Genomic DNA, 23,544 nt, shown 5'->3' with positions numbered 1-23,544 from the left:
ACAGGTCACCGCTCGGCGGCGGTCAGGACGTCGACAGCGCGGAGACGACCTTCTGGGCGTCGATCCAGTACGCGGAGTAATAGTTCGGGTCGGCGTTCACTTGCACGGCATGGGCCGCCTCGGTCGGAGTCAGACTCTTCCAGTCCGGCAGGTTGACGAGCTTGGTGAAGAAGTTCGTTGCGGCCGTGTACGGGTCCATCCGGTCTGCCAGGGTGCCCCACGCGCCGTTGGCACGCTGCTGGAAGATCCCGCGGCTGTCCGGGCCGGCCGTGTCGCCGTGGTCCAGGTTGCGGAGGCCGGACTCGCCCATCGCCGTCATGACGCCGATCGCCTGCGTGTGCGTGCCGATCCCGAGGTTGCGTGCCGCGTTCATGATGTGCGCGGCGTTCACGAGTTGATCCTGGCAGTAACCGGCGACCGGACCGGCCGGCACACGGATGGTGCCGACCATGACCGCGGGAACTGACGGGCAGGTCACCGCGACGGCCTTGGCCTGCGCCTGGGTGAGGAACGTCGGTGCCGCGAGCGTCGCTGCGACGACCAGGGTGCCGCCGACGACCAGGGCGCAGAGGGTCCAGAAGAGTTTGCGCATCGCTCCCCCTGCCTGGCATGTTCACGATCGATGGTCAGAGGGGAACGTTAGCGACGCAGCTTGCGTGTCCGCTAGGCGCCCGCTGGGAACGCGGTGTGCACCGCGTCATCCTGCCGCGCGTCAGCGGCGCATCAGCTACTGCGGCTTGCCGTTGACGGTGTTGTTGGTTCCGCGCACGCGCACGCTCGGTCCGCCGCTGAACGAGACGTCGTTGCGCGACCCTTCGATGCGCACCGTGCTGCTCACGCCGCCCGCCTTGACGGTGTTGCTCGAGCCGTTCACCTCGAGCCAGTCGGCGTCGCCCGACGTGACCGTGTTGTTCGAGCCGGTCAGGATGAGGTCGCCCACGTTGCCGGAAACCGTCACGGTCAGGCCGTCGCCCTGCACGATCAGCTCGCCCCCCGACGCCTGGATGTTCACGCTGACGTCATTGCGCGAGACATGCAGCACCTGGCCGTCGCGCACGAAACCGGTGACCGGGCCTTCCGAGGTGGTCGGCGACACCACGGTCTGGTCTTTCGCGTCGGTCGACGAACAGGCCGAGACACCGACGACGACGAAAAACACGACTGCGGCCGCTGCCACGAACCTCGACGATCTGCGCATTCCTGAACCCCTCCGTGCGAACCTGCCACCACGCTAGCGTCAACACGGCGAAACACGAATGGATGCGGCCCAACGGCGCGCGCAATACTTGCTTTTCGGACGCGAGAGGAGAGCCGGATGGCGAACGAGGATGGTGCGTTCCTGATCCTGCACGGCTGGCAGAACTTCCGGCCGGAAGGCCACTGGCAGTACGAGCTCGCGCGCGATCTGCAAGCGGCCGGGCGTCGGGTGGAGTACCCGCAACTGCCCGACGCGAGTGCGCCGTCGGCCGCGGTGTGGGCATCCACTGTCGCGCGGTTGCTCGGCGAGCTCGCCGCTGAAGGCCGGCCCGTGACGGTGGTGTGCCACAGCCTGTCCGCGCTGCTCTGGCTGGGTTCTGCCCCGGATGTTTCGGCAGTAGACCGCGTACTGCTCGTGGCGCCCCCGTCCCCTGCGGTCATCGCCGGCATCGACGAGATCGCCGAGTTCGGTGCGCTGCCGCGGCCCCCTCTCCCGGCCGACGCTCCGGCCACTGTGATCGTCGCATCCGACAACGACCCGTTCTGCCCGGAGGGGGCCGAGACGGCGTTCGGTGGGCCGCTCGGGATACCCGTGATCGTCATCCCCGGCGGTGGCCACCTGGAACTGACGGCGGGGTATGGGCGCTGGCCGGCGGTGACGGCGTGGTGCCTGGACCCGGCGGTGCGGATCGTCGGGCGGCCGAGTGCCGGCGGGCGAGCGTCGGCGCACACGTCCTGAACGAGCGGGCGGGCCGCGCCCACGCACCAGGCGCGGCCCGCCGGCTCAGCCTTCGAACGGCCAGATCGCGCGCACCTCGACCCGGCCGAAGCGCGCCATCGGGTGGCGCGACGCGATCTCGACCGCCTGGTCCATGCTTTCGCAGTCGAGGATGTCGTAGCCTGCGATCCATTCCTTGGTCTCGGTGAAGGGGCCGTCCGTCACCTCCAGCCGCCCCCTGCGGATGCGCACGATCTTCGCGTCCTCGGGCGGCCGCAACCGGTCGCCGTGCCCGCGGATGCCGCGCTTCTCCAGGTCGTCGACCCACTCCACGATGTTGTCGAACTCCGGGTCGTACGGCTCGGCCTCGGGGTCGGTCGTGATCAAGAGCATGTACTCCATGTCGTCCTCCTTGTCGTAGACGTTACGTGTGAACGTCGAACGGCTGCACGACGAATTCGACTAACAGGGTCAAGATCTTTCCACCGGTTTGAGAAGCGGATGTTCGCGGCAGGTCCAAAGGGCGTATAACGGTCGCATGGCAGACGCGACAGCAACGTGGATCGAGGGGTACCGGCGAGCGTGGGAGTCGAACGATCCAGACGACATCCGCGCGTTGTTCACCGAGAATGCGCAGTACCGCACCGAGCCGTTCGCCGACCCGTGGATCGGTCACCTCGAGATTGTGGAGGGTTGGCTGGATGCCCAGGACGAGCCGGGGGCTGCCGATTTCGCGTGGCGGGTGCTGGGGCACGACGGCTCGCTGGCGTTCGTGGAAGGCGTCACCGAGTATCACGCGGGCGCGACGTACAGCAATCTGTGGGTCATCCGTCTTGAACCGGATGGGCGCGCGAGCGAGTTCACGGAGTGGTGGATGGACCAGACGGAGGCCCCCGAGATCGACGACGAGTGAGTGGCGGAGCCGGCCGTCCGAATGGCGTGCCTTGTCATTCGATTCGGGTGATGCCCGGCCCGAAAATGCTCGGTTACGCTTCGGGCACAGTCGCTCGCCGAAAGCACGCGCGGTACTGGTTCGTGTGGCGGGCGCGATCATGAAGGCGGTGTGAAATGTGTCGTTGGCTGGCCTATGCAGGTGAGCCGTTGCGTCCAGCAGAAGTGATCCTCAATACGGAGCACTCACTCGTGGCGCAGTCGTTGAACTCCCCCCTGGGGAAGGAGACGGTGAACGGGGACGGGTTCGGTTTCGGCTGGTACTCGACCGGCGAGAGGGACGCCAAGCCGGCGTTGTTCCACAGCACGGAACCGGCCTGGAACGATGAGAACCTTCGCGAACTGACCAGCAGCATCGAGAGTCCACTCTTCTTCAGTCATGTCCGTGCGGCGGCCGGGCCGCCCATCCAGCAGTCGAACTGCCACCCGTTCCGCTACGAGAACTGGATGTTCATGCACAACGGCTACCTGAAGGACTTCCACAAGACGAAGCGGGATCTCACGTTTGCGGTCGACCCGTCCCTGTACCCGCACATCCTCGGGACGACCGACTCCGAGGCACTGTTCCATCTCGCTCTGACGCTGGGGCTGATGGACGACCCGATCGGTGCAATGGGCAAAGCGATCCGTATGGTCGAGGAGGTGGGTCACAACGCCGGCATCGATTTTCCGATGCAGGGAACGATCGCAGTGTCCGACGGATCGACGATCTGGGCTTTCCGCTACTCGTCGGAGGGCCGCAGCCGTACTCTTTTCCATTCGGAAGACATGGGAACGCTCCAGGAGATGTACCCCGACATCGAGAAGCTGCGCATGTTCGGCAAGCGGTCACGCGTGATCGTCTCGGAGCCTCTGAACGATCTGCCCGGCCTGTTCATCGAGGTCCCGGAGTCGAGCGCATCCGTGCTGGACCCCTCCGGCTACACCACTGAGCCGTTCCTCCAGTCGTAGAGCATGGCTCGATGAGGACTCTTGGCGTCGAGGAGGAGTTGCTCCTGGTCGACGAGCGGACGGGCATCCCGATGGCGATCGCGCCCCGGGCGCTCGTCGACGCCCCCGACCCGGCCGACTCGGCCACCGGCCCGAGCGTCGAGGAGGAGTTCAAGCAGGAGATGCTGGAGGCCCAGACCCGGCCACATGAGTCGACCGGCGACCTGTTCGGTGAGATCGTCGCCGGGCGCGCGCTCGCCGACCGGCTGGTACGTCCCCACGGGGCTCGCGCCGTCGCCCTCGCGATGTCGCCGATGGAGTTCGTGCCGCATCCGACCCGCGAACCGCGCTACGGAACGATGATGGAGCGCTACGGGGCGACAGCACGCAACGTGCTGGTGTGCGGCTGCCACGTGCACGTCGGCATCGACTCGCGCGAGGAGGGCGTCGCGATCCTGGACCGGATCCGCAACTGGCTTCCGGTGATCCTGGCGCTGAGCGCGAACTCTCCGTTCGCCAACGGAGACGACACCGGCTATGCGAGCTACCGTTTCGCCGCGTGGCACCAGTGGCAGAGCGCCGGCCCGACCGAGGTCTTCGGCTCGGCCGCCGCCTACGAGGCGTTCGAGCGGATGCTCGTTGAAACGGAGGTCATCCTCGACCGCCGCATGATCTATCTCGACGCCCGGCTGCCCCACCAGCAGCCGACGGTGGAAGTGCGGATAGCTGACGTCTGCCTCGACCCGCGGGACACGATCGTGCTCGCCGCCCTCATCCGCGCCCTCGTCGACACGGCCGTCGAGGAGTGGCATGACGGCGTCGCCCCGGTGTCGGTGCCCGCGGCGGTCCTTCGGCTGGCCGAATGGCAGGCGGCACTCACGGGGGCGATCGGCCGGTTGCCGCATCCGGCGCACGGCCGCGGCGGCACCGCCGATGATGCGGTGGGAGCACTGGTCGCACATGTCGACCGGGCACTCAGCCGCAACGGTGACGGCGACCTGGTGCGGTCAGGCCTGAAGCGGATTCTCGAGAACGGTGGCGGGGCAGGCATACAGCGCCGCGCGTTCAGCAGGCGCGGCAGTCTCCTGGATGTCGTGACCGAGGCGATCCGCGTGACGCACGCGCAGGAGGCGGGCAGCCGGGAGGCGGTCGGCTAGAACAGCGCGCCCAGCCACAGGCCGAGGCCGGCCGCGAGGAGCGCGAGGACGAGCATCCCGAACCCGTTGACGACCGCAGCACGGTAGCGCCGCTGCTGCGCGAGGCGCACCGTCTCGTAGCTGGCTGTGCTGAAGGTCGTGTAGCCGCCCAGGAATCCCGTACCGAGCACCACACGCCATTCGGGGGGCAGACCGTGCGCGAGGGCGAGCGAGGTGACCACTCCCAGCAGGAACGAGCCGGTGACGTTGATGATCGTCGTTCCGATCGGGAACGCGATCGCGATGCGGCTGCGCAGAAAGCCGTCGAAGACGAGCCGGGTCACCGCGCCGAGTCCGCCGGCAACGGCCACGGCGAGCACGAGAATCGTGGTCACTCATCACCGCCGAAGGCCGACGCGCGGCCCGGCCCGGTCGGCCCGTGATGCCAGGCGGCCAGGGCGATGCCGCAAAGGGATGCCAGCGCGCCGATCAGTATCGTCGCGACCGCGTAGACGAGGCTCCCTGCGAGGTCGTTCGACGTCAACAGCCCATCCGTGTCAACAGCGAAAGCGCTGTAGGTGGTGAAGCCGCCCAGGATGCCCGTGCCGACGAAGAGTCGCAGGTTGCGGCGGATGCCCTCGTCGGGTCCTCGCAGCGCCAGCGCTTCAAGCAGCGCGCCCAGCAGGAAGGCGCCGACGATGTTGATCAGGAACGTTCCGACAGGCAGGCCGATCCACGGCGGAATGACGGATGAGATCAGGTAGCGCGCAGTCGTTCCGAGCGCACCGCCGAGGAAGACCAGCCCGATGTAGCGCCAGTGGAGGTGGATGGGCACGCGGCCGTCACTCCCACGGCAGCTTCTCGCCCCGCGGCGTCGGCGAGAGGGGCACGACGAGGACCGGACGGTGCTGGCGGTGGGTGAGATGCGCGGCGACGGAGCCGTTGAAGAACTCGCGGAAGCTTCCCCGCAATCCGGCCTCACGGGTGCCGACGACGATGTAGCGGGCGTCGATCTCATCCGCGAGGCGCGTCAGCGCCCATGCGGGATCGCCCGCGAGTTGCTCGAGGGAGTAACGCACTCCCTTCGCTTCGAGCACGGCGCGGATGTTCGCAGCGAGCTCCGGGTCGAAGGTCGCCTTCTCGACCTCGGGCAGGTCGGGGTCGTACGGCAGGGCGACGACGCTGCCGTCGACGTAGCTGGAGACGAGGTAGCGGTTGATGTCGACGTTTGCGCAGACGAGGTGGACGTCGAGGTCGTCGGCAAGCGCAGCAGCATGCTCGAGGACGGCGGTCGGCTGGCCGGCGACCACCGCGACGACGATCGCGCCTCGCTGCTCGTTGCTGTGTGCGCTCATGACGGGCCTCTCCCTGGCGTTCCGCCGGCGTGCGGCGTTGGGTCAAGTGTGCCAAAGGCGGGGCTGCGAACAAAGCAGGCTGAGGACGGTGTTGACACGCGATAGCGGCGGTCGTATTGTGGTCATAGTCAACCTATTGGTTGATAAAGGAATATGTTGATAAAGATACGGACTGATCAATGACTGTGGACGTGGCCCTTGACGACCACCTCGACCGGGCTTTCCTGGCACTGGCCGACCCGGTGCGCCGTGCGATCATCGCCCGCCTCTCCCGGGGCGAGGCGACGGTCAACGAACTCGCCGAGCCCTTCGCAATCACCAAGCAGGCGATCTCGCGGCACATCCAGGTGCTCGAGACCGCGGGGCTGATCACCCGGACACGTGACGGCCAACGCCGTCCGTGCCACCTCGATCCGGTCGCCCTCGAGGCCTTGACCGCCTGGATCGACACGTACCGGCTCGTCGCCGAGCAGCGCTTCCGTGCGCTCGACGCCGTGCTCGTCGACCTGAAAAAGAAGGAGAACGAGAAATGAGCACCATCCAGAACCCCACGACCATCACCGCCCAGCCCGGCACGCCTTTCGTCGACCTGGTGCGCGAGTTCGACGCGACGCCCGAACAGGTCTTCCGCGCCGCGACCGATCCCGCCCTCGTCGCACAGTGGCTCGGCCCGCGCGAGCTGGAGATGATCGTCGAAGAATACGAGGTACGCGACGGTGGTCGTTACCGTTACATCCACCGCAACGCCGATGGAGACGAGTTCGCCTTCCGTGGCGTGTTCCACTCGGTCGAACCGGGCGAGCGCGTCATCCAGACCTTCGAATGGGAGGGAGCGCCCGGCCAGGTCTCGCTCGAGACCGCGACCTACGAAGATCTCGGCGGCCGCACCCGCCTGCACACCCACTCCGTCTTCCCCTCGGTCGAAACGCGCGACGCGATGATCGAGCACGGCATGGAGCACGGCGTGCGGGACTCGATGGAACGGCTGGCCGAACTGGTCGCAGCCCAGGGGTAGTCGAAACCGGCCGGGTGGCGTAGGTTCGCGGCAAGACGACGAAACGGAGAACGGATGAGCGACAAGTCGCCGCTGCCCCGCGAGCGCCGCCGAACCACGAAAGACCTGCGCCCCCTGCCGGTACTCGTGCGCGACCTCGTCGAACAGGTCCGCCGGCTGATCGCCTCGGAACTCGCCCTCTTCAAGGCGGAGATGAGCGCCAAAGCGAAGGACGCCGGCGTCGGTGTCGGCCTCCTCGTCGGCGCGCTCGTCTTCGTCTTCTTCGCGTTTGCCGTCCTGGTGACGGCGGCAGTCTTCGCGTTCGCCCTCATCGTGCCGCCGTGGCTCGCCGCTCTCATCGTCGCGGGCATCCTGCTGGTGCTCGCCGGCATCGCGGTACTCATCGGGAGGGTGAGCCTGAAGAAGGTTCCCCCGATCATCCCCGAAGAAACCAAGGCGAGCCTCGGCGAAGACCTCCGGGTGCTGAAGAGGGAGCGCGCATGACGCAGGACGGCACGGCGCGGCCGGGTTCACCCGGACCGAGCGCAACCGGACCGAGCGCATCCGGACCGAGCACGTCCCGGCCGCCGCTCCCGCCGAATGCCGGTGTCCACACGAGGCAACTCGACATCGAGCAGACGCGGGACGAACTGGCCGCCACCCTCGACGACCTCTTCGCAACCTTCAATCCGGCGGTGCAGATCCGCTCGCACCCGGTGCTGTTCGCAGCGCTCTTCCTCGGCGCAACGGCCGCAGCGGCCGCCGCCGTCCTGACCCTGCGGCGCGGACGGGCCAGTGGTCGACGCTGACGTCGCTGAGGGCAGGCGTGTCGCCGACGCGAAGGCCGGGAACCCGCATCCGGCGCCCTGGAGACGCCTGCCGTGGGGCTTCATCCTTCGCCGCACTGTGCGGAGTTTCGGCAGGCACCAATGCACCGATCTCGCGGCCGGGCTCACCTACTTCGGTGTGTTGTCGCTCTTCCCTGCGCTGCTGGCCCTGGTGTCACTCCTCGGCCTTGTCGGTCAGAGCCGCAAAGGTATCGACGCACTGTTCACGGTGGCCGGGCAACTCGTACCCGGTTCGGCATTCACCGCGTTGAAGGGACCGATCCAACAGCTCGCCTCCTCGCACAGCAACGGACTCGCTCTCGTGATCGGGGTCGTCGGCGCCATCTGGTCGGCCTCGGGCTATGTCGGCGCATTCGGACGTGCGGTCAACCGCATCTTCGGTGTCAACGAGGGTCGTTCCGTCTGGAAGCTCCGCCCGGTGCAGCTGGGGGTCACCCTCGTCAGCCTCGGGCTCGTCACACTCATCGCCATCATGCTCGTGGTGTCGGGGCCGATCGCGACGGCCATCGGCGACGCGCTCGGGCTGGGTGACACCGTTCAGGTCGTCTGGTCGGTGCTCAAGTGGCCCGTGCTGGTGATCGCGCTCGTGCTGCTCGTCGCACTCCTCTACTACGCGACACCGAATGTGCGGATGCCGCGATTCCGGCTGCTGACGACCGGGTCGATCGCCGCGATCGTCGTACTCGGTGCGGCATCCGTCCTCTTCGGCCTCTATGTCGCGAATTTCGGCAATTACCAGCGCATCTACGGCTCGCTTGCCGGGATCATCATCTTCTTGCTCTGGATCTGGATCGCCAACCTGGCCCTTCTGTTCGGCGCCGAACTGGACATCGAAGTCGAGCGCGCCCGCGAACTGACGGCCGGGATCGAGGCGGATGTGGCGCTGCGGCTTCCGCTCAAATCGACGGTCGCGATCGTCAAAGCGCAGGATGCGATGGATGCGGACCTTCTCGCCGCGCGCGAGGTGCGCCGGCGTTTCGCGCGCGCCCGCCCGGCGCCGGCGCCCGCAAGGCGTGATGCCGGGGGCTGAGGATCGCTCACGCGCGAGGGGCGGGGGCGCGACGAGCCGAGACGGCGAGACGGGCGCGGTCAGGTGCGGGCGAAGCGCAGGGTGACGAGCTGGAAGGGGCGCAGCGTGAGGCCGACCCGGCCGGCGGAGAACTCCGAGACCGCAGCCGCGGCGACCTCGCGCTCGTGCAGGTCGGTCTCGACGACCGACGAGAACCCGAAGCGGATGGCGAGAGCTGCGGATGCGCGCCCGCCCCGTGACTCGTAGAGCCGCACCACGACATCCCCCGAGCGGTCCTCCGCCAGCTTGACCGTCTCGACGACGACGGACGGGTCGTCGCTCGAGACGAGCGCGTCGACGGATGCGGCGCCCGCGACCATCCGCAACGGCAGGTTCAGTCGGTACCCTTCCGCGATCGCATCCCCGATGTCGCCGACCACGATCGACGAGCGCAGCGTGTGCACCCCCTGGTCGGCTTCAGGATCGGGGAACAGCGGCGCCCGCAGGAGCGTCTGCCGCACGAGCGAGTACGTGCCTCCGCCGAGCCTCTCGTGCCGGGTGATGTCGTGACCGTAGGTGGAGTCGTTGGCGACTGCGACGCCGAAGCGGGCATCCGACACGTGCACCCAGCGGTGGGCCGACGTCTCGAAGCGGGCGGCATCCCAGCTGGTGTTGGTGTGGGTCGGCCGCACGATGTGCCCGAACTGGATCTCGGATGCCGCCGACGCCGTGTGCACGTCGACCGGGAAGGCGAGCTTCAGCATCCGCTGCCGTTCGTGCCAGTCGACCTCGGTCGTGAGGTCGACGGCTCCGGACCGCGCGGCGAGCGCGATCGTCTGGACGACCGTGGATGCGCCGAAGCTGCGGGTGACGCGCACGGCGACGCGTTCATCCGTCTCCTCGATCACATCGAGCGCGTCGACTGCGGTGAGCGGTTCGCCCAGGCGGCGGTACTCGGGGTCGATGTCCCAGGCGTCCCACTGGCGCGGGGTGTCGCGGAACAGCTGCAGCAGGTTGGCACGCTCCCCCGGAGGGAGCACCTCGCGGCCGGTCGTGAGATCGATGAGGGAGTCGATGAGTCCGTCTGCGTCGATGCCGACGGTCAGGCGCTCGTTCGTCAGCTGGAGCGCGTCGCCGGTGCGGGTGAGGCGGGCGCGGGCGCCGGTTGCGCGCGGGGCCGCGCTGTTGGCGGGGATGCCGTCGACGGCGTGCGGCGACGCGTTGAAGACGGAGGGGGCGCTGGATGCACTCGCGTCACCGAGCGTGCTCGCGTCACCGAGCGTGGCCGCGGCACCGAGCGTGCCCGCGTCACCGGACGCCCCCGCGAGCGCCCCGATCGCGCCACGCACCAGCCCGTCCAGCTTCTCGCCGACGATCCGGTAGGTCTCCACGGCCTGGTCGTGCACCCAGCCGATCGACGACCCCGGCAGGATGTCGTGGAACTGCTGCAGCAGCACCGTCTGCCACGCCTCGCGCAACTCGTCGTACGGGTACGGGTGGCCGACGCGGACGGCCGCCGTCGCACCCCACAGCTCGGCCTCGTGCAGCAGCGCCTCGCTCCTTCGGTTGCCCCGTTTGGTGCGCGCCTGGGAGGTGTACGTTCCCCGGTGCAGTTCGAGGTACAGCTCGCCGGCCCACACGGCTGGCGCGGCGAGCTCTTCCCGGGCGGCGGCGAAGAACTCTGACGGCGACGCCATGCGCACCGTCGGCGAACCGTCGAGGGATCGCGTGCGGTGCGCGGCCGCGATCATTTCGCGGGTCGGGCCGCCGCCCCCGTCGCCGAACCCGAACGGCACGAGGGAGGTGTTCGCCCGGCTTTTGTCGGCGAAATTCTGTTCGGCCCTGGCGAGGTCGGCGCCGGACAGCATTGCGTTGTAGGTGTCGACGGGCGGGAAGTGCGCGAAGATGCGCGAGCCGTCGATCCCTTCCCAGAGGAAGGTGTGGTGCGGAAAGCGGTTGGTCTCGTTCCACGAGATCTTCTGCGAGAGAAAGTATTCGGCGCCGGCCGCGCGCGCGATCTGGGGGAAGGCGGCCGTGAAGCCGAACGTGTCGGGCAGCCAGACCTCGCGTGGTTGCACCCCGAACTCGTCGCGGAAGAAACTCGTCCCCTCGACGAACTGGCGCACGAGTGCCTCTCCGCCGACGAGGTTGGTGTCCGACTCGACCCACATGCCGCCGACAGGCACGAACCGGCCTTCGGCCACGCGCACCCGGATGCGCTCGAACAGCTCCGGATAGAACCGTTTCATCCACGCGTACTGCTGCGCCGACGATGCGGCGAAGACGAACCCGGGGTCTTGCTCCATCAGGTCGAGCACGTTCGAGAAGGTGCGGGCGACCTTGCGGATCGTCTCGCGCACCGGCCACAGCCAGGCCGAATCGATGTGGGCGTGGCCGACGGCGAAGATGCGGTGGGCGCTCGCTGCGGCGCGAGCGTCGAGCGCCGGGCGGAGGGCCGCGCGTCCCTGCTCCGCGGTGGCGGCGACGTCGAACGGGTCGACCGCATCCGCCATCGCTTCGAGAGCCGCGAACAACTGGGCGCGCCGCGGCGAGGTCAGCGGCAGCTGGTTCGCGAGGCCGTGCAGGGTCCAGACGTCCTGGGCGAGTTCCCACACCTCGCGATCGCGATGCACGACGTCGATGCGGCGTAGCGCGTAGAGCGGCACGGCTGGGGCGGTCGCCTTGCGCCCGAGCGGGGTCGGCGTGAAATCGATGAAGCCGCTCCCGATATCCGGGTTGGCCGCCGCCTCGATGAACACCTCGAAATCATCGCCAGGCGCGACGCCCAGCCGAACGTAGCCGTTCAGGGGCTCGATCGCCTTGAGGATGCTGCCATCAGACGCGTAGACGAGCCCTTCGGCCTGGAAGCCCGCCTGCGCACCTGTGAATCCGAGGTCGACGACGAGTTCGATGTCGTCCGCAGCCGCAGCCCAGTCGGCCGGGACCGTTCCGGAGACCCGGAACCAGACGGTGCTCCACGGCCGGCCCCACGCCTGCCCGATCGAGAACGGTTCGAACGTATTGGTGACGGCCTGCGCGAACGGCACCGGCTCATCCGGCACCTCCCACGCTTCGATGGTGCCGGATGCGCGTGCCCGCTCGAGGGCTGGCACCAGTCGTTCCCGCACCAGCCTGTCGACGCGTTGCCCGATGAGGTAGGTCTGGTCGTGCACGGCGCGCCCCGTTTCCCGCGGCGGCGTCAGGCCTGCGTGCCACTGAAACCGTGGGTCGCCATGACCCCGAAGAACAGCACCAACCACAGGACGAAGAACACCACGGTGAAGGCGGTGAAGACGTACCCGATGATCAGCCCGGCGATGGCGAGCCCGCGGCCCTGCTCCCCCGACGTGCGCAACTGCGACACCGAGATGTGGCCGAGCACGATGGCCGCGATCGGAACCACGAAGGCGGCGACGAACGCGATGATCGCGAGAACGTTCGTCTTCGGGGGTGCGTACGGGGACGCGTACGCCGGCGCGTACGGCTGCGTGTACGGCTGCGAAATCTGCTGCTGGTAGACGGGATCGGGAGAGGTCATAGACGGAGTCTAGGGTTCCGGCTGCACAATGGAGCATGACCGACTCGAGCGTCATCGACCCCACCGTTCCGCCGAGCGGCACCGGCTGCGTCGAATGCGACCAGGCAGGCGGGTGGTGGTTCCACCTCCGCCGCTGCGCGACCTGCGGTCATATCGGATGCTGCGACAGCTCCCCCTCGCAGCACGCGCGGGCGCACGCGGCGGCCACCGGGCATCCGCTCATCCGTTCGTTCGAACCGGGCGAGCACTGGTACTACGACTACCCGACCGACGTGCTACTGCAGGGACCGGAACTCACGCCTCCGGTCTGCCATCCGGAAGACCAGCCGGTTCCCGGCCCGGAAGGTCGCGTGCCCGAAGACTGGCGCGACCACCTGCACTGAGCGGCGGCGGCTTCCAGCGCTAGCCGACGGAAGGCTGCCGGGGACGCTTGGCGTGCCCGGCGACATCCAGCGGGGGCGGAGCTTGATGTGAACTCCCGCCCGGCGGTGCGAACTCGTCGATGGCGACCGATTCCGACGGATTGCACGGCTTGAGTTCAGCGACCGGCTGCGTCAGGACACCGGGACCGCCCACCAGGACGACGAACGAGACGCCGAGACCGTTCAGGTCGCTGATCACCTTGTTGGGTACACAGGTTGGTGGCACCAGGTACATGGGCGCGTTCGTACCTCCGGCCCAGGGACCCGCCGAGAGGGCGTCCGGAAAGTTGAGTCCGTTGACGAGGAAAGCCAGGTTCGAGCCGGGCTCGGACGTATTCGTGCCGTCAGCGTTCCAGACCGCCTCGTTGATCTTCTCTGCGGTCTGGTATCGGTCAGAACCCGCGAAACGTGAGACCCCGCCGAACACTGAGTTGTAGAGACCGTTTTCAACGCCGGAGGAGACGGCGCCCGTACCGCCGGCGATGTATGCGAACGAGACCCCGGATCGCTCAAGGAAACCAGCCGAGGCCGCGTCAAGCGCGCCGGCACTCCCGTTGACGAGAAGAAGAGGGGCGCCCAGGGCGCCTGCTGCGGCTCCCGCCGAGAGGCCGTCCGGGAAATTGTTCCCGGACGCCACGAAGACGTTCGGAATGTCCGACCCGAAGGCGTTCGAATCGACTGCCCGGCTGGTGGCGTATCGATCAGCCCCAGCCCAGCGCACCGTGTTCGGCACGAGCTGGGCCAACTGCGCCGCAACGCTGTTCGATACAGAACCGGTCCCGCCCACGACGACGATCTTCGACGGAGCGAGACTGCCGATCTCCCGCGCGACTGCCGCTGGAAGAGAATCCGGAGCTGTCAGCAGAACGGGGGCGCCCAGTTTGGTCGCAGCCGGGCCCGCCGAGAGTGCGTCGGGGAAATTGTTGCCGTCGGCGACGAACACGACATCGGCACCATCCGGGAACGCCTCTTTGGCGGCTTCGACCGAAGTCTGATAGCGATCCGGCCCGAACACCTGTGCGACGACGCGGTTGAGACCGATCAGCTGGGTGTAGGTCGCGGTGGATCCGGCGCCGGTCGCGTCTCGACCCGTCACCGTGTAGGTGTAGCTTCCGACAGTCGTCGGGGTGCCGGAAAGGACGCCGGTCGTCGCGTCGAGGGTCAGCCCAGGGGGGAGTGTCCCCGAGATGAGGCTCCAGAAGACTCCTGTCGGCGACATCGAGAGGGAGAAGGAATAGTCGGTCCAGGTCTCACCCTTGGTCGGCGCACCCGAGGTGATCGCCGACGGTTCCGCGAGGACCCTGATCATGCTGTCTGAATTCTGTTCGTCGGTATTGAACAGGTTCCCGGTTCCGAGATCCTCCACCTGCGGTATGAATATCGTTGAGGGCGCCATCTGAACCGTGCGAGCGACAGTGTCCGAAGAGAGATCCAGCTCATACAAAGCGGTCCCACCTGCGTTGGAGACGTAAACGAATCCGCGGCTCGAATCGACGACGAAGTCCTGGATCCCCGTCAACGGCGTCGCGATACGGTCGAGAGACGACTCGGAGAAAGACCCGAGCGAGAGTGCGTATTGGCCCACCTGACCGAAGAGTTGGCCGGTTCCATGGTCCACCGCCAGGTTGGCGACCTCAATCTGCGTGGACGTCGCCACCACCGTGAAGGTGGAGAGATCGACCTTCACAAGCCCCTGATCGAACTCGGAGATGAAGGCGAGGCGCGACGCAGTGTCGACAGCGAGCGATGTGATCGGGAAGGGGACCGCAACCTGCGAGACGACTGCGCCAGTGTCGCCGGCGAGCTCGTACAGGTGCGTGCCGACTCCCACGAACAGGTCATGAGTGACCGGGTCCATGACCAGATGCATCACGTTCGTCGCGTACGTGTAGTCCGGAACCTGGATCTCGAAGATTTCTGCGCCGGTTGCAGCGTTGAACGCTTCCACGAAGAGCCCGCTGGCTATGTACACGGTGTTCGTGGCTTCGTCGACCGCGAGCGCCGACTCGGCGACGAATATGTCACGAGACGGCGGTATCTGACGAATCAATTCACCGGTCAGGTCGTTCACTTCGCGGATCTCACTCGGCCCAGTTCCGAACGACGAATCGACGGCTTCGAACAGGGTGTGCGTGGAAGAATCCACAACCGGTTTTCCCGAAACGCCATAGAGCGAACCCATGGTGGCCGACTGGACCAGGTTCGGCGGCGCAACGTCGGCCCGTGCCGCCCCGGCCGGGACGAAGAGCGACAGTGACACCACTGCGAGTATCACCGCCGCCCCAACGTTACGACCAACGCTCGACGTGCGGGATGTTTGTGCACCGCGCGGCATACCACGGCCTTCCGTCGTCCTGTGTCGCGACAGGACTCTGGCACGCCGGTCGAGCGTAGCTGAGCCGCTGCCGGCCCACAATTCCCCGAATGCGGGACAGCACTGGCTGCCCGCTCCCACGCGGTCGAGGCACCCCCGACCGGTCGGCTCTGGCGTGCTGTGGACAACCGGGTCGTGCTGGAAAGCCGCCGATAGACTGGCCTGACGAGTGCGGGTGCGACGGCTGGAGTGGACATGGCAACGCGGTGGGCGAGAGTCGTACGCGGCCTCGTCGCGGCGACCCTCGCCACGTTCGTCGCGGCGCTCTTCCACGTCGCCGGCGGAGGCACGGCCCCGAGCGGGCTCGCCATCACGCTGAGCCTGACATTCTCGGCGCTGGCGGCGCTCGCGCTGACCGGCCGTCGGGCGTCCACGTGGCGGCTCGCGGCATCCGTCGTCGTCAGCCAGACCCTGTTCCACGCACTCTTCAGCCTCGGGGCGGGTGGCACCCGCTTCGTTTCTGCGGATGGGATGGCCCACGTGCATGCGGGGTCGCACCTCATTGCCATGGCCGGCCAGCACATGCAGTCGAGCAGTGTCATCCCCGACAGCCCGATGATGTGGCTGAGCCACGCGTCCGCCGCGCTGGTCACGATCGTCGCACTGCGTTTCGGCGAGCAGGCGTTCTGGGGGCTCTTCGAGACGGCGCGAATGCAGCTCGGCCGTGTCGTACGGCACGTGGTCGTCCCCGTCGCCGACGTGTTCACGCCGGAGCCGGTGCACGGCGAAAGCGGCGCGCTGGTACTGCGCGACCTCGGCATCCTCATCGGCCGGATGCGACACCGCGGACCTCCTCTGGTGTCGCTGCGCGTACAGCTCGGCTGACGCGCGGCCTCCGCAGATTCCGCGATCCGAACCCGTCCCCGCTCCGAATGATGGGCGGGTACACGATCGCGTCGACACCATGCAACCCGGCCGTCACGCGGCCGAGATGAGGACCATCACCACCGTGAAGAAACGCATTACCGTACGCACGTTCGCCCGGGCCGCCACAGCTGTCGCGGCGACCGCGGCACTCGTTGTCGCAGCACCGCTCGCGGCGAGCGCACACGTTCACGTCGACCCGAACCAGGCCACACCCGGCAGTTACACCACGCTCACGTTCACCGTTCCGACCGAGTCCGCGACTGCCGGAACGGTCAAACTCGAAGTCGACCTGCCCACGAAGAACCCGTTCAGTTCAGTGACCTACCAGCCCATGCCCGGCTGGAAGACCACCGTCGTGACCCAGAAGCTGGCAACGCCGGTGAAAACGGATGACGGCACCGTCACCGAGGCGCCCATCCGCGTCACCTGGACCGCCGCCCCCGGAGTCCAGGTCGGACCGGGCGCCTTCGAAGACTTCGTCGTGCAGGCCGGGCCCGTACCGGAGACCGGGAGTCTCCTGCTTCCGGTCACGCAGACGTACTCCGACGGCACCGTCGTGAACTGGAACCAGCCGACCCCCGCATCCGGACAGGAGCCGGAGCATCCGGCACCCACCCTCTACGTGAACTCGCCTGCGCCCGCCGAGCCCGGGACGGTGCGCGCGCTGGTGACGAGCACGCCGGCGCCTGTTTCGGAGTCAAACGCTACCGGCACGGTGGCCATCGCACTCGGGATCGCCGGCCTAGCGCTCGGTGCCGTCGCGCTCGTGGTCGCGGTGTTCGCGCTGACACGGCGAGGGCGGCCGGAGTCGAGTGCGGCGTCGGCGACGGGCTCGGCGTCGGGGACGGATTCCTGACATGACCAGGTCTTGGGCGACCCGAGGGACCATCGGCGGTGGTCTGCTCGCTCTGTTCGTCGCGGGCATGCTCGCCCTGGCGCCCGCGGCCGGCGCGAGCGCCCACGACTACCTCGTGGACAGCACGCCGAAGGCGGGCTCCGTGCAGACCGAGCCGCTGACCACTGTCTCGGTGACGTTCAACGACCGCATCCTCGACCTCAGCGGCGACGGAAGCGGCTCACTCATGCAGGTCACCGGACCCGACGCGCGCCACTACGAAACCGGATGCGCGAGCGTGCTCGACCGGGTGCTGTCGGTTCCGGTGTCGCTGGGCGGGGGCGGAAAATACGTGGTCACGTGGCAGATCGTCTCCGCTGACGGACACACGGTCTCAAGCTCGATCGCGTTCACGTACCGACCACCCGCCGGCACGATCGCCTCCGCGGGCAACGCGGTGGGGCCGCCCTGCGGGCAGCTGGAGACGGCGGCGCCCGGTGCGGGCACCGGGTCCGGTTCGTCCGGCGGAACGACAGGCGGCTCCGCGGCGCAGTCCAGCGACCTCGGCCTCGTGCTCGGGATCGCGATCGCGATCGTGGTGCTCGCCCTCGCCGGCGTGCTCATCGTGGTGCTCACAGCGCGACGCCGCCCGCGGGACGGCGCGTAGCGCGCGGCCATCTCGGCGGCCTGGCCCAGCGAGCGTGCCCCTTCCGGGCGAGCGTGCCGGTTGCGCGGGGCACGCTCGTCCGGAACGGCCACTCTCGGCGCGACGGGCCCGGCCGAGGCGCACGACGGCAGGGCACGCTCGTCCGGAAGGGTCACCCGCGGCGCGGCCGCCCGACCGCGCCCGCGGGTCAGAACCCGACGATGGGATGCGGCACGTACGGCGACTCGAGCTGCGCCCGTTCGTCGTCGGTGAGCGTGATGTCGAGCGATGCCACGGCATCCTCGAGGTGCTCCGGCGTTCGCGCGCCTACAATGGGCGCCGTCACGACCGGATTCGACGATACCCAGGCGAGCGCGACCTGTGCGCGCGGAACGCCGCGGGCCTCGGCGACGCGGGCGACCGCATCCACCACCGCTTTGTCCGACTGCTCGACGTACAGCGTCTTGCCGAACTCGTCGGTCTGCGAACGTTCCGTGGTCGTGTCCCAGTCGCGGGTGAGCTTGCCGCGTGCGAGCGGGCTCCACGGCAGCGCGCCGACGCCCCGGTCCGCGCAGAGCGGAAGCGTCTCGCGTTCCTCTTCACGGTTGAGCAGGTTGTAGTGGTCCTGCATCGTGACGAAACGCGTCCAGCCGTTCAACTGCTGCAGGTAGAGGGCTTTGCTGAACTGCCATGCGTACATCGACGAAGCACCGATGTACCTGGCCTTACCTGCCTTGACCACGTCGTGGAGCGCCTCCAACGTCTCCTCCACCGGCGTGTGCGGGTCCCACCGGTGGATCTGGTACAGGTCGATATAGTCGGTGCCGAGACGCCTCAGGCTGTGATCGATCTCGGTGAGGATCGCCTTGCGCGACAGGCCGCGGCCGTTCGGACCCTGACGCATGACGCCGTGCACTTTGGTGGCGATGACGACGGCGTCGCGGTCGGCGAAGTCGCGCAGGGCGCGGCCCACGATCTCTTCGCTCGAGCCGTCGGAATACACGTTGGCGGTGTCGAAGAAGGTGATGCCCGCTTCGAGCGCCTGCTTGATGATGGGCCGGCTCTCGTCCTCAGGCAGCGACCAGGGATGGTTGCCGCGTTCGGGCTCCCCGAAAGTCATGCAGCCGAGGGCGAGAGCGGACACGTCGAGGCCGGTGGTGCCGAGTTTCTTGTAGCGCATGGATTCAGTATCCGCCCACCGGGCCTCTTGCGGACGAGCGTGACCGGCGGACGGGACACGTTCGCCCGGATGTGGCACGCTCGCCCCACGCGTAGACTGCCGCGGCCCCACTCGCCCGGATGCGGCCCGCTCGCCTCACGCGTAGGCTGCCGCGGCCCCCGCACCCCCTGCGGCGGCCGCGACAGTCAGACGTCGCGGGGAGGCTCCGTGCGACCGGCTTGGCCGGTCACGGCCCCCGCAGACTCCCCGAACACCGTGACTCTATCGACGCTGCCACCCGGCGCGGAATGTGCCGTTGGTCACATTCCGGGCATTCCGGGCGTCCCCGGCCTCCCGGGCCACGCGTGGGCCCAGCGTGAAACCCGAGCACAGGCGAGCAGGCGAGCGCGCCCCTCAGAGCTCGTCTCGGGTGAAGATGCCGAGCAGCACCGCCTTGCGCACGGCCTCCATACGTGACCGGGCGCCCAGCTTGGCGTAGATGCTGCTCGTGTGGCGCTTGACCGTTCCCTCCGCGATGCTCATCGCCTCCGCGATGTCGCGGTTCGTGCGTGCCTGTGCGAGCAGGTGCAGCACTTCTTCTTCGCGCGCGGACAGGATCGTCGTGCGACGGCTGACGGCGACCGCGCTGCGCTCAGGCGCAGGCATCAGCCCTCGCGCGACCGCGCCCGCGAGCAGCACGGTCTGCACCAGCTGCGCGCTCGGGGTCGTCTTCGTCAGGTAGACGAAGGCCCCCGCCGCCAGGAGTTCCTCTTTCAGCAGGCTGTCCCGGTGCATGGTCAGCAGTACTATCCGCGTCCGCGGGGACGAACGATGGATGCGCGCCACCGTCGCCCGCGCCGGCCCGCCCGGCAGCTCCACATCGAGCAGCAGCACATCGGGGTCGAGGGATGCCGTGAGCGCGACCGCATCGTGCGAACTGCTTCCCTCCCCCACGACCGCGATCCGTCGGTCATGTCGCAGGATCGCGGCGACCCCTTCGCGGAACAGATCGTGGTCATCGACGATCAGGATCGTCACGGGACCGGTGCGGCGGGGTACGCCCTCCCTGCCGGAGGCGGCACCGGCGGCGCGACCGGCGGAACCCGACTCGTGCATTCCCGGCGTCATGTGCGCACCTCGCCGAGCGGCAGCCGCACCCGGATACTCGTACCGCCCCGACCCGTGACGCATTCCAGCCTGGCGCCGATCGACTCGGCGCGTTCGCGCATGCTGAGCAGTCCGAGCCCCGCATCCGCTACCGCGACAGGATCGAAACCCGGACCGTTGTCGACCACCGACACGGCGAGGGCGTCCGTCCACTCCAGCCGGACAGTGATCGCGGTGGCACCGTGGGCGTGGTCGCGCGCGTTGCGGATCGCCTCGCGCACGATCGTGAACACCTCGTCTGCGACTCCGGGCGGCAGGATGCGCGCCCTCCCGATGCTCTCGACGACGACCCGGTCGGACACCGCCTCCGCGTCGACCAGATAGTCGGCGATCGCGTCGTCGAGAACCCGGTCGCCCACGAGCTGCCGCAGTTCGACAGCCATGTCCTGCACGTCGGCGAGGGCCCGCCGCAGCAGCGCGATCGCGTCGCGCAGGTGAGCCTGGCCCGCATCCGCCGCGTCTTCGTCGTCGAGCGCGGCCAGCTCGACCCGCTGCAGTCCGGCCAGGATGCCGTGGGCGACACGATCGTGCAGTTCCCGCGAGACGCGGCGGCGACTGTCCTGGTGCGCACTCGACAAGCGGGCACGGATGATTTCGACGTACGCGATGGCGCCCGGCGGAAAGCGACGCCAGATGGCGTGATGCAGGAGACGGGCGACGACCACGGCATCCGTCTCGCTACCCGACACGTCCCGCAGCCGCTCCACGACAAGCGGCAGGGCCACACCGAAGAGCACCTCGGCGGCCATCAGGCTCTCGGCCGGATGCTGGTTCTGCACCGCGCGCAGCGTGCCGGTCGACACCAGGTCGAGGGGCTTCGCGTAGTCCACGGAGACGAGGTCGAGCTCCTGGCCGGCGCGCATCGCATAAGCTCCCGCGAGCGTCTCTCCGAGGATCGAGCGCGAGTTCGCCTCCAGCACCGGATCGAGCCTGCCGTCGATGACGAGGCGGCTTCCGCGCCCGATCAGCGCAGCACACAAAGCCCCGATGACGGCATCCGCCGTCGGGTCGTCGTTCGCCATGTTCCCCCTGCTCCCCTGCACTCTAGACTACGTGGTCTACTGCGCGCCAAACGGCGTCACGATGCCGCCACACGTCATCCGCCGACTTGCCGCGCGCCCGCAGCGTCTGCCCAGAAACGTGCGTCAATGTGATCACGTGGAAATCGTGGTGGACGCCGTGCTCATCGTGCTCGCCGTCATCGCGTTCGCCGTCGGCTGGTCGAATGGCGCCATCCGCCAGGCCGGTTCCCTCGTCGGGCTCATCGTCGGGCTATGGGCGGGCCTCGCGCTCGCACCGATCGTCGTTGGGTGGCTCGCCGCCGTCGGATGGAACGGGCTCAGCCAGCGCACGATCGTCGCCGCCCTCGTGATCCTCGTGTGCGCATCCGTCGCTTACGGCCTGGCGACCGCACTGGCAGGGATGCTCGGCAAACTCGTGCGGCACGGACCGATCCGCTGGCTGGACTCGCTTGCCGGCTCGATCCTCGGACTGCTGACCTGGGCGGTGCTCGTGTGGCTGTTCGCCGGGTTCGCGCAGGCGACCAACCTGGCGGCGGTCGTGGAGGCCGCGTCGACGTCGCGAGTCGTGGCGACACTCGACTCGATCGCTCCCCTGCCGTCGTCGACCGTGCTCGGGGCCGTCGACGACGCGCTCGCGCAGGCCGGGCTTCCGCAGGTGTTCGAAGGCGGCGAACCGATCCGTGCCATCGCCGCGCCCGACCCGAGTGTGCCCGCCGCCGTCAACGCTGCGTCGGCTTCGGTCGTGAAAGTGCTCGCGGCGAAACCGGGGTGCGGAGTGGACTCCGAGGGCAGCGGCTGGGTCGAAGCACCCGGACGCGTGGTCACCAATGCGCACGTCGTCGCCGGGTCCAACGCGATCTACGTGAAAGATGCGAACAGCGGCCGGACGCTGCGGGCCAGCCTGGTCGCGTTCGACCCCGAGCGAGACCTCGCGGTTCTTCAGGTCAGCGGGCTTTCCGAGCGGCCGCTCCCCCTCGGCAGCGACCTCACCTCAGGCGAGCCCGCGTACGCCGCGGGCTACCCGGGCGACGGGCCGTACACGGTCAGCCCGGAACGCGTGCGCGAAAAGCTCGTCGCCCGGGGCGGCGACATCTACCAGCGCGCGACAGTCGACCGCGAGATCTACTCGCTGCGCGGGAGTGTTCGGCCGGGCAACTCGGGCGGCCCGTTGTTCGATGCGGGCGGCAAGGTCTCCGGCGTAGTGTTCGCGCGGTCGACGACGGACCCGGAGACCGGGTATGCGCTCACACTCGCCGAACTGCGGCCGGTCCTCGCGAAGGTCGGCTCGGCGCCGGTCAGCTCGGGCGGGTGCGCGACCGGGTGAGGTCGTGATTGGCTGGGACCATGAAGGCCGTCAGCTACCGCACAACTGGTCCGTCATCCGTTCTCGAGCTCGGCGAGCGCGACGAACCGCATCCCGCGCCCGGTGAGGTGAGGGTGCGCATGCACGTCTCCGGCGTCAACCCGACCGACTGGAAGTCGCGCTCGGGCGGCGGCCGCCTCACCGAACTGGACGCCCCGCACGTGCCGAACCAGGACGGCGCCGGGGTCGTCGACGAGGTCGGCCCGGGCGTTACCGGGTTCGCGGTCGGCGACCGCGTCTGGGTGTGGGATGCCGCCTACCAGCGCCCGGACGGAACCGCGCAGGAACTCGTGGTGCTCCCGGTGCGCCAGGTGGTGCCGTTGCCCGATGACGTGAGTTTCGACGCGGGCGCGTCGCTCGGGATCCCGGCGCTGACCGCGCACATTGCGCTCACGGCATCCGATCGGGCTCCGCGCGAACTCGCGCCCGGTGCGCTGTCCGGGGTGGTCGTGCTCGTCGCCGGCGGCGCGGGAGCGGTCGGGCATGCGGCCATTCAGCTCGCGGTCTGGGCCGGAGCTACGGTGATCACCACGGTGAGCAGCCCCGAGAAGGCGGCGCTCGCCCGGGCAGCAGGGGCCCACCACGTGGTCGACTACCGGGCCGAGGATGCGGCGGCAGCGATCCGCCGACTCGCGCCCCACGGCGTCGACATCGTCGCAGAGGTCAACCCGGCGGCGAACCTCGGGCTCGACGCCGAGGTTGCTGCGCTCGACGCGACCGTCGCGATCTACGCGGACAACGGGGAGCCCGTGGTGGTGCCGGTGCGGCCGAGCATGGGGAAGAACATCCGGTACCGGCTCCTGTTGACGTACACGACGGCTGCGGATGCGAAAGATGCGGCCGTGCGTGCGGTCGCGGCAGCGGTGGCGGATGGGGCACTGTCCGTCGGCGCGGACGCCGGCCTGCCGATCACCCGGTTCCCGCTCGCACAGACGGCCGCCGCCCACGATGCGGTCGAGGCCGGGACCGTGGGGAAGGTGCTCATCGACGTGGGCAGCGGCGCGGCAGGCTGA

General features: G+C 68.6%; 27 protein-coding genes. 15 read left to right on the top strand and 12 right to left on the bottom strand.

The window, feature by feature from the left end; genetic code table 11:
* Nucleotides 1–22: 22 nt before the first annotated feature.
* Both ACPPVQ_RS01035 and ACPPVQ_RS01030 read right to left on the bottom strand, forming a co-directional pair.
* The gene (locus ACPPVQ_RS01035) at nucleotides 23–592 is read right to left on the bottom strand and encodes a hypothetical protein (RefSeq protein ID WP_426517725.1); all 570 of its coding nucleotides are present in this window, start codon (nucleotides 590–592) and stop codon (nucleotides 23–25) included.
* Nucleotides 593–727: 135 nt separating this feature from the next.
* On the bottom strand, nucleotides 728–1,177 hold the full coding sequence (locus tag ACPPVQ_RS01030) for a DUF3060 domain-containing protein (RefSeq protein WP_426517723.1): 450 nt from the start codon (nucleotides 1,175–1,177) through the stop codon (nucleotides 728–730).
* 138 nt (nucleotides 1,178–1,315) lie between these two features.
* Between ACPPVQ_RS01030 and ACPPVQ_RS01025 the strand changes: the two genes are divergently transcribed.
* Nucleotides 1,316–1,936: an RBBP9/YdeN family alpha/beta hydrolase gene (locus tag ACPPVQ_RS01025; protein ID WP_426517721.1), complete on the top strand. Its 621-nt coding sequence runs from the start codon at nucleotides 1,316–1,318 to the stop codon at nucleotides 1,934–1,936.
* A gap of 45 nt (nucleotides 1,937–1,981) precedes the next feature.
* Here the strand turns inward: ACPPVQ_RS01025 and ACPPVQ_RS01020 are convergent, their stop codons facing one another.
* Nucleotides 1,982–2,317, bottom strand: coding sequence for a YciI family protein (locus ACPPVQ_RS01020; RefSeq protein ID WP_426517719.1), 336 nt, complete (start codon nucleotides 2,315–2,317; stop codon nucleotides 1,982–1,984).
* A 136-nt stretch (nucleotides 2,318–2,453) separates the two neighbouring features.
* Between ACPPVQ_RS01020 and ACPPVQ_RS01015 the strand changes: the two genes are divergently transcribed.
* The 3 genes from ACPPVQ_RS01015 (at nucleotide 2,454) to ACPPVQ_RS01005 (ending at nucleotide 4,953) form a co-directional block, all read left to right on the top strand.
* Nucleotides 2,454–2,828, top strand: coding sequence for a nuclear transport factor 2 family protein (locus tag ACPPVQ_RS01015; protein WP_426517717.1), 375 nt, complete (start codon nucleotides 2,454–2,456; stop codon nucleotides 2,826–2,828).
* Nucleotides 2,829–2,983: 155 nt separating this feature from the next.
* Nucleotides 2,984–3,817, top strand: coding sequence for a class II glutamine amidotransferase (locus tag ACPPVQ_RS01010; RefSeq protein ID WP_426517715.1), 834 nt, complete (start codon nucleotides 2,984–2,986; stop codon nucleotides 3,815–3,817).
* Between the two features lie 11 nt (nucleotides 3,818–3,828).
* Nucleotides 3,829–4,953 carry a glutamate--cysteine ligase gene (locus ACPPVQ_RS01005; RefSeq protein ID WP_426517713.1) on the top strand — a complete coding sequence of 375 codons (1,125 nt, stop codon included), beginning with the start codon at nucleotides 3,829–3,831 and terminating at the stop codon, nucleotides 4,951–4,953.
* Here ACPPVQ_RS01005 and crcB (ACPPVQ_RS01000) read toward each other — a convergent pair.
* The 3 genes from crcB (ACPPVQ_RS01000) to ACPPVQ_RS00990 are packed head-to-tail and all read right to left on the bottom strand — an operon-like array spanning nucleotide 4,950 to nucleotide 6,287.
* A complete protein-coding gene (gene crcB / locus ACPPVQ_RS01000; RefSeq protein ID WP_426517711.1) occupies nucleotides 4,950–5,327 on the bottom strand; it encodes a fluoride efflux transporter CrcB in 378 nt (125 codons plus the stop codon). The genes ACPPVQ_RS01005 and crcB (ACPPVQ_RS01000) overlap by 4 nt on opposite strands.
* Nucleotides 5,324–5,767, bottom strand: coding sequence for a fluoride efflux transporter CrcB (gene crcB, locus ACPPVQ_RS00995; RefSeq protein ID WP_426517710.1), 444 nt, complete (start codon nucleotides 5,765–5,767; stop codon nucleotides 5,324–5,326). The genes crcB (ACPPVQ_RS01000) and crcB (ACPPVQ_RS00995) overlap by 4 nt, the downstream gene beginning before the upstream one ends.
* Nucleotides 5,768–5,774: 7 nt before the next feature.
* A complete protein-coding gene (locus tag ACPPVQ_RS00990) occupies nucleotides 5,775–6,287 on the bottom strand; it encodes a universal stress protein (RefSeq protein WP_426517708.1) in 513 nt (170 codons plus the stop codon).
* Between the two features lie 179 nt (nucleotides 6,288–6,466).
* Between ACPPVQ_RS00990 and ACPPVQ_RS00985 the strand changes: the two genes are divergently transcribed.
* The 5 genes from ACPPVQ_RS00985 to ACPPVQ_RS00965 are packed head-to-tail and all read left to right on the top strand — an operon-like array spanning nucleotide 6,467 to nucleotide 9,159.
* A complete protein-coding gene (locus ACPPVQ_RS00985) occupies nucleotides 6,467–6,820 on the top strand; it encodes an ArsR/SmtB family transcription factor (RefSeq protein ID WP_426517706.1) in 354 nt (117 codons plus the stop codon).
* Nucleotides 6,817–7,302, top strand: coding sequence for an SRPBCC family protein (locus ACPPVQ_RS00980; protein WP_426517704.1), 486 nt, complete (start codon nucleotides 6,817–6,819; stop codon nucleotides 7,300–7,302). Before ACPPVQ_RS00985 ends, ACPPVQ_RS00980 begins: the two co-directional genes overlap by 4 nt.
* A 54-nt stretch (nucleotides 7,303–7,356) precedes the next feature.
* Complete coding sequence (locus tag ACPPVQ_RS00975; RefSeq protein WP_426517702.1) at nucleotides 7,357–7,785, top strand: phage holin family protein; 429 nt, start codon at nucleotides 7,357–7,359, stop codon at nucleotides 7,783–7,785.
* Nucleotides 7,782–8,090 carry a DUF3618 domain-containing protein gene (locus ACPPVQ_RS00970; RefSeq protein WP_426517700.1) on the top strand — a complete coding sequence of 103 codons (309 nt, stop codon included), beginning with the start codon at nucleotides 7,782–7,784 and terminating at the stop codon, nucleotides 8,088–8,090. The genes ACPPVQ_RS00975 and ACPPVQ_RS00970 overlap by 4 nt, the downstream gene beginning before the upstream one ends.
* Entirely contained in the window at nucleotides 8,077–9,159 is a 1,083-nt protein-coding gene (locus ACPPVQ_RS00965) for a YihY/virulence factor BrkB family protein (RefSeq protein WP_426517698.1), read from the top strand. The genes ACPPVQ_RS00970 and ACPPVQ_RS00965 overlap by 14 nt, the downstream gene beginning before the upstream one ends.
* A 59-nt stretch (nucleotides 9,160–9,218) precedes the next feature.
* On the opposite strand, the gene ACPPVQ_RS00960 is transcribed toward ACPPVQ_RS00965, so the two are convergent.
* Both ACPPVQ_RS00960 and ACPPVQ_RS00955 read right to left on the bottom strand, forming a co-directional pair.
* On the bottom strand, nucleotides 9,219–12,311 hold the full coding sequence (locus ACPPVQ_RS00960) for an alpha-mannosidase (RefSeq protein ID WP_426517696.1): 3,093 nt from the start codon (nucleotides 12,309–12,311) through the stop codon (nucleotides 9,219–9,221).
* Nucleotides 12,312–12,337: 26 nt separating this feature from the next.
* Nucleotides 12,338–12,676: a DUF4190 domain-containing protein gene (locus ACPPVQ_RS00955; RefSeq protein ID WP_426517694.1), complete on the bottom strand. Its 339-nt coding sequence runs from the start codon at nucleotides 12,674–12,676 to the stop codon at nucleotides 12,338–12,340.
* Between the two features lie 35 nt (nucleotides 12,677–12,711).
* Here ACPPVQ_RS00955 and ACPPVQ_RS00950 point away from each other — a divergent pair, with 35 nt between their 5' ends.
* Nucleotides 12,712–13,059, top strand: a complete 348-nt coding sequence (locus ACPPVQ_RS00950; RefSeq protein ID WP_426517692.1) for a UBP-type zinc finger domain-containing protein — start codon at nucleotides 12,712–12,714, stop codon at nucleotides 13,057–13,059.
* A gap of 19 nt (nucleotides 13,060–13,078) precedes the next feature.
* Here ACPPVQ_RS00950 and ACPPVQ_RS00945 read toward each other — a convergent pair whose 3' ends face one another.
* Nucleotides 13,079–15,358 carry a cell wall-binding repeat-containing protein gene (locus tag ACPPVQ_RS00945; RefSeq protein WP_426517690.1) on the bottom strand — a complete coding sequence of 760 codons (2,280 nt, stop codon included), beginning with the start codon at nucleotides 15,356–15,358 and terminating at the stop codon, nucleotides 13,079–13,081.
* Between the two features lie 309 nt (nucleotides 15,359–15,667).
* Between ACPPVQ_RS00945 and ACPPVQ_RS00940 the strand changes: the two genes are divergently transcribed.
* The 3 genes from ACPPVQ_RS00940 to ACPPVQ_RS00930 all read left to right on the top strand — a co-directional run bounded on the left by ACPPVQ_RS00940 (nucleotide 15,668) and on the right by ACPPVQ_RS00930 (nucleotide 17,841).
* Complete coding sequence (locus tag ACPPVQ_RS00940; RefSeq protein ID WP_426517688.1) at nucleotides 15,668–16,297, top strand: hypothetical protein; 630 nt, start codon at nucleotides 15,668–15,670, stop codon at nucleotides 16,295–16,297.
* 124 nt (nucleotides 16,298–16,421) lie between these two features.
* Nucleotides 16,422–17,195, top strand: coding sequence for a YcnI family protein (locus tag ACPPVQ_RS00935; RefSeq protein WP_426517686.1), 774 nt, complete (start codon nucleotides 16,422–16,424; stop codon nucleotides 17,193–17,195).
* A gap of 1 nt (nucleotide 17,196) precedes the next feature.
* Complete coding sequence (locus ACPPVQ_RS00930) at nucleotides 17,197–17,841, top strand: copper resistance CopC family protein (RefSeq protein WP_426517684.1); 645 nt, start codon at nucleotides 17,197–17,199, stop codon at nucleotides 17,839–17,841.
* Between the two features lie 187 nt (nucleotides 17,842–18,028).
* On the opposite strand, the gene ACPPVQ_RS00925 is transcribed toward ACPPVQ_RS00930, so the two are convergent.
* The 3 genes from ACPPVQ_RS00925 to ACPPVQ_RS00915 form a co-directional block, all read right to left on the bottom strand.
* Complete coding sequence (locus ACPPVQ_RS00925; RefSeq protein ID WP_426517682.1) at nucleotides 18,029–19,000, bottom strand: aldo/keto reductase; 972 nt, start codon at nucleotides 18,998–19,000, stop codon at nucleotides 18,029–18,031.
* Between the two features lie 393 nt (nucleotides 19,001–19,393).
* Nucleotides 19,394–20,107, bottom strand: coding sequence for a response regulator (locus tag ACPPVQ_RS00920; protein ID WP_426517680.1), 714 nt, complete (start codon nucleotides 20,105–20,107; stop codon nucleotides 19,394–19,396).
* Nucleotides 20,104–21,168, bottom strand: coding sequence for a sensor histidine kinase (locus tag ACPPVQ_RS00915; RefSeq protein WP_426517678.1), 1,065 nt, complete (start codon nucleotides 21,166–21,168; stop codon nucleotides 20,104–20,106). The genes ACPPVQ_RS00920 and ACPPVQ_RS00915 overlap by 4 nt, the downstream gene beginning before the upstream one ends.
* Nucleotides 21,169–21,304: 136 nt before the next feature.
* Here ACPPVQ_RS00915 and ACPPVQ_RS00910 point away from each other — a divergent pair, with 136 nt between their 5' ends.
* Nucleotides 21,305–22,492, top strand: coding sequence for a MarP family serine protease (locus ACPPVQ_RS00910; RefSeq protein WP_426517676.1), 1,188 nt, complete (start codon nucleotides 21,305–21,307; stop codon nucleotides 22,490–22,492).
* Between the two features lie 20 nt (nucleotides 22,493–22,512).
* On the top strand, nucleotides 22,513–23,544 hold the full coding sequence (locus tag ACPPVQ_RS00905; protein WP_426517674.1) for an NADPH:quinone reductase: 1,032 nt from the start codon (nucleotides 22,513–22,515) through the stop codon (nucleotides 23,542–23,544).

This window comes from Leifsonia sp. McL0618, assembly GCF_049994905.1.
Classification (GTDB): Bacteria; Actinomycetota; Actinomycetes; order Actinomycetales; family Microbacteriaceae; genus Diaminobutyricibacter.
The sequence above is the reverse complement of the archived record's forward strand: the minus strand, read 5'-3'. Positions and strand labels throughout refer to the sequence as shown.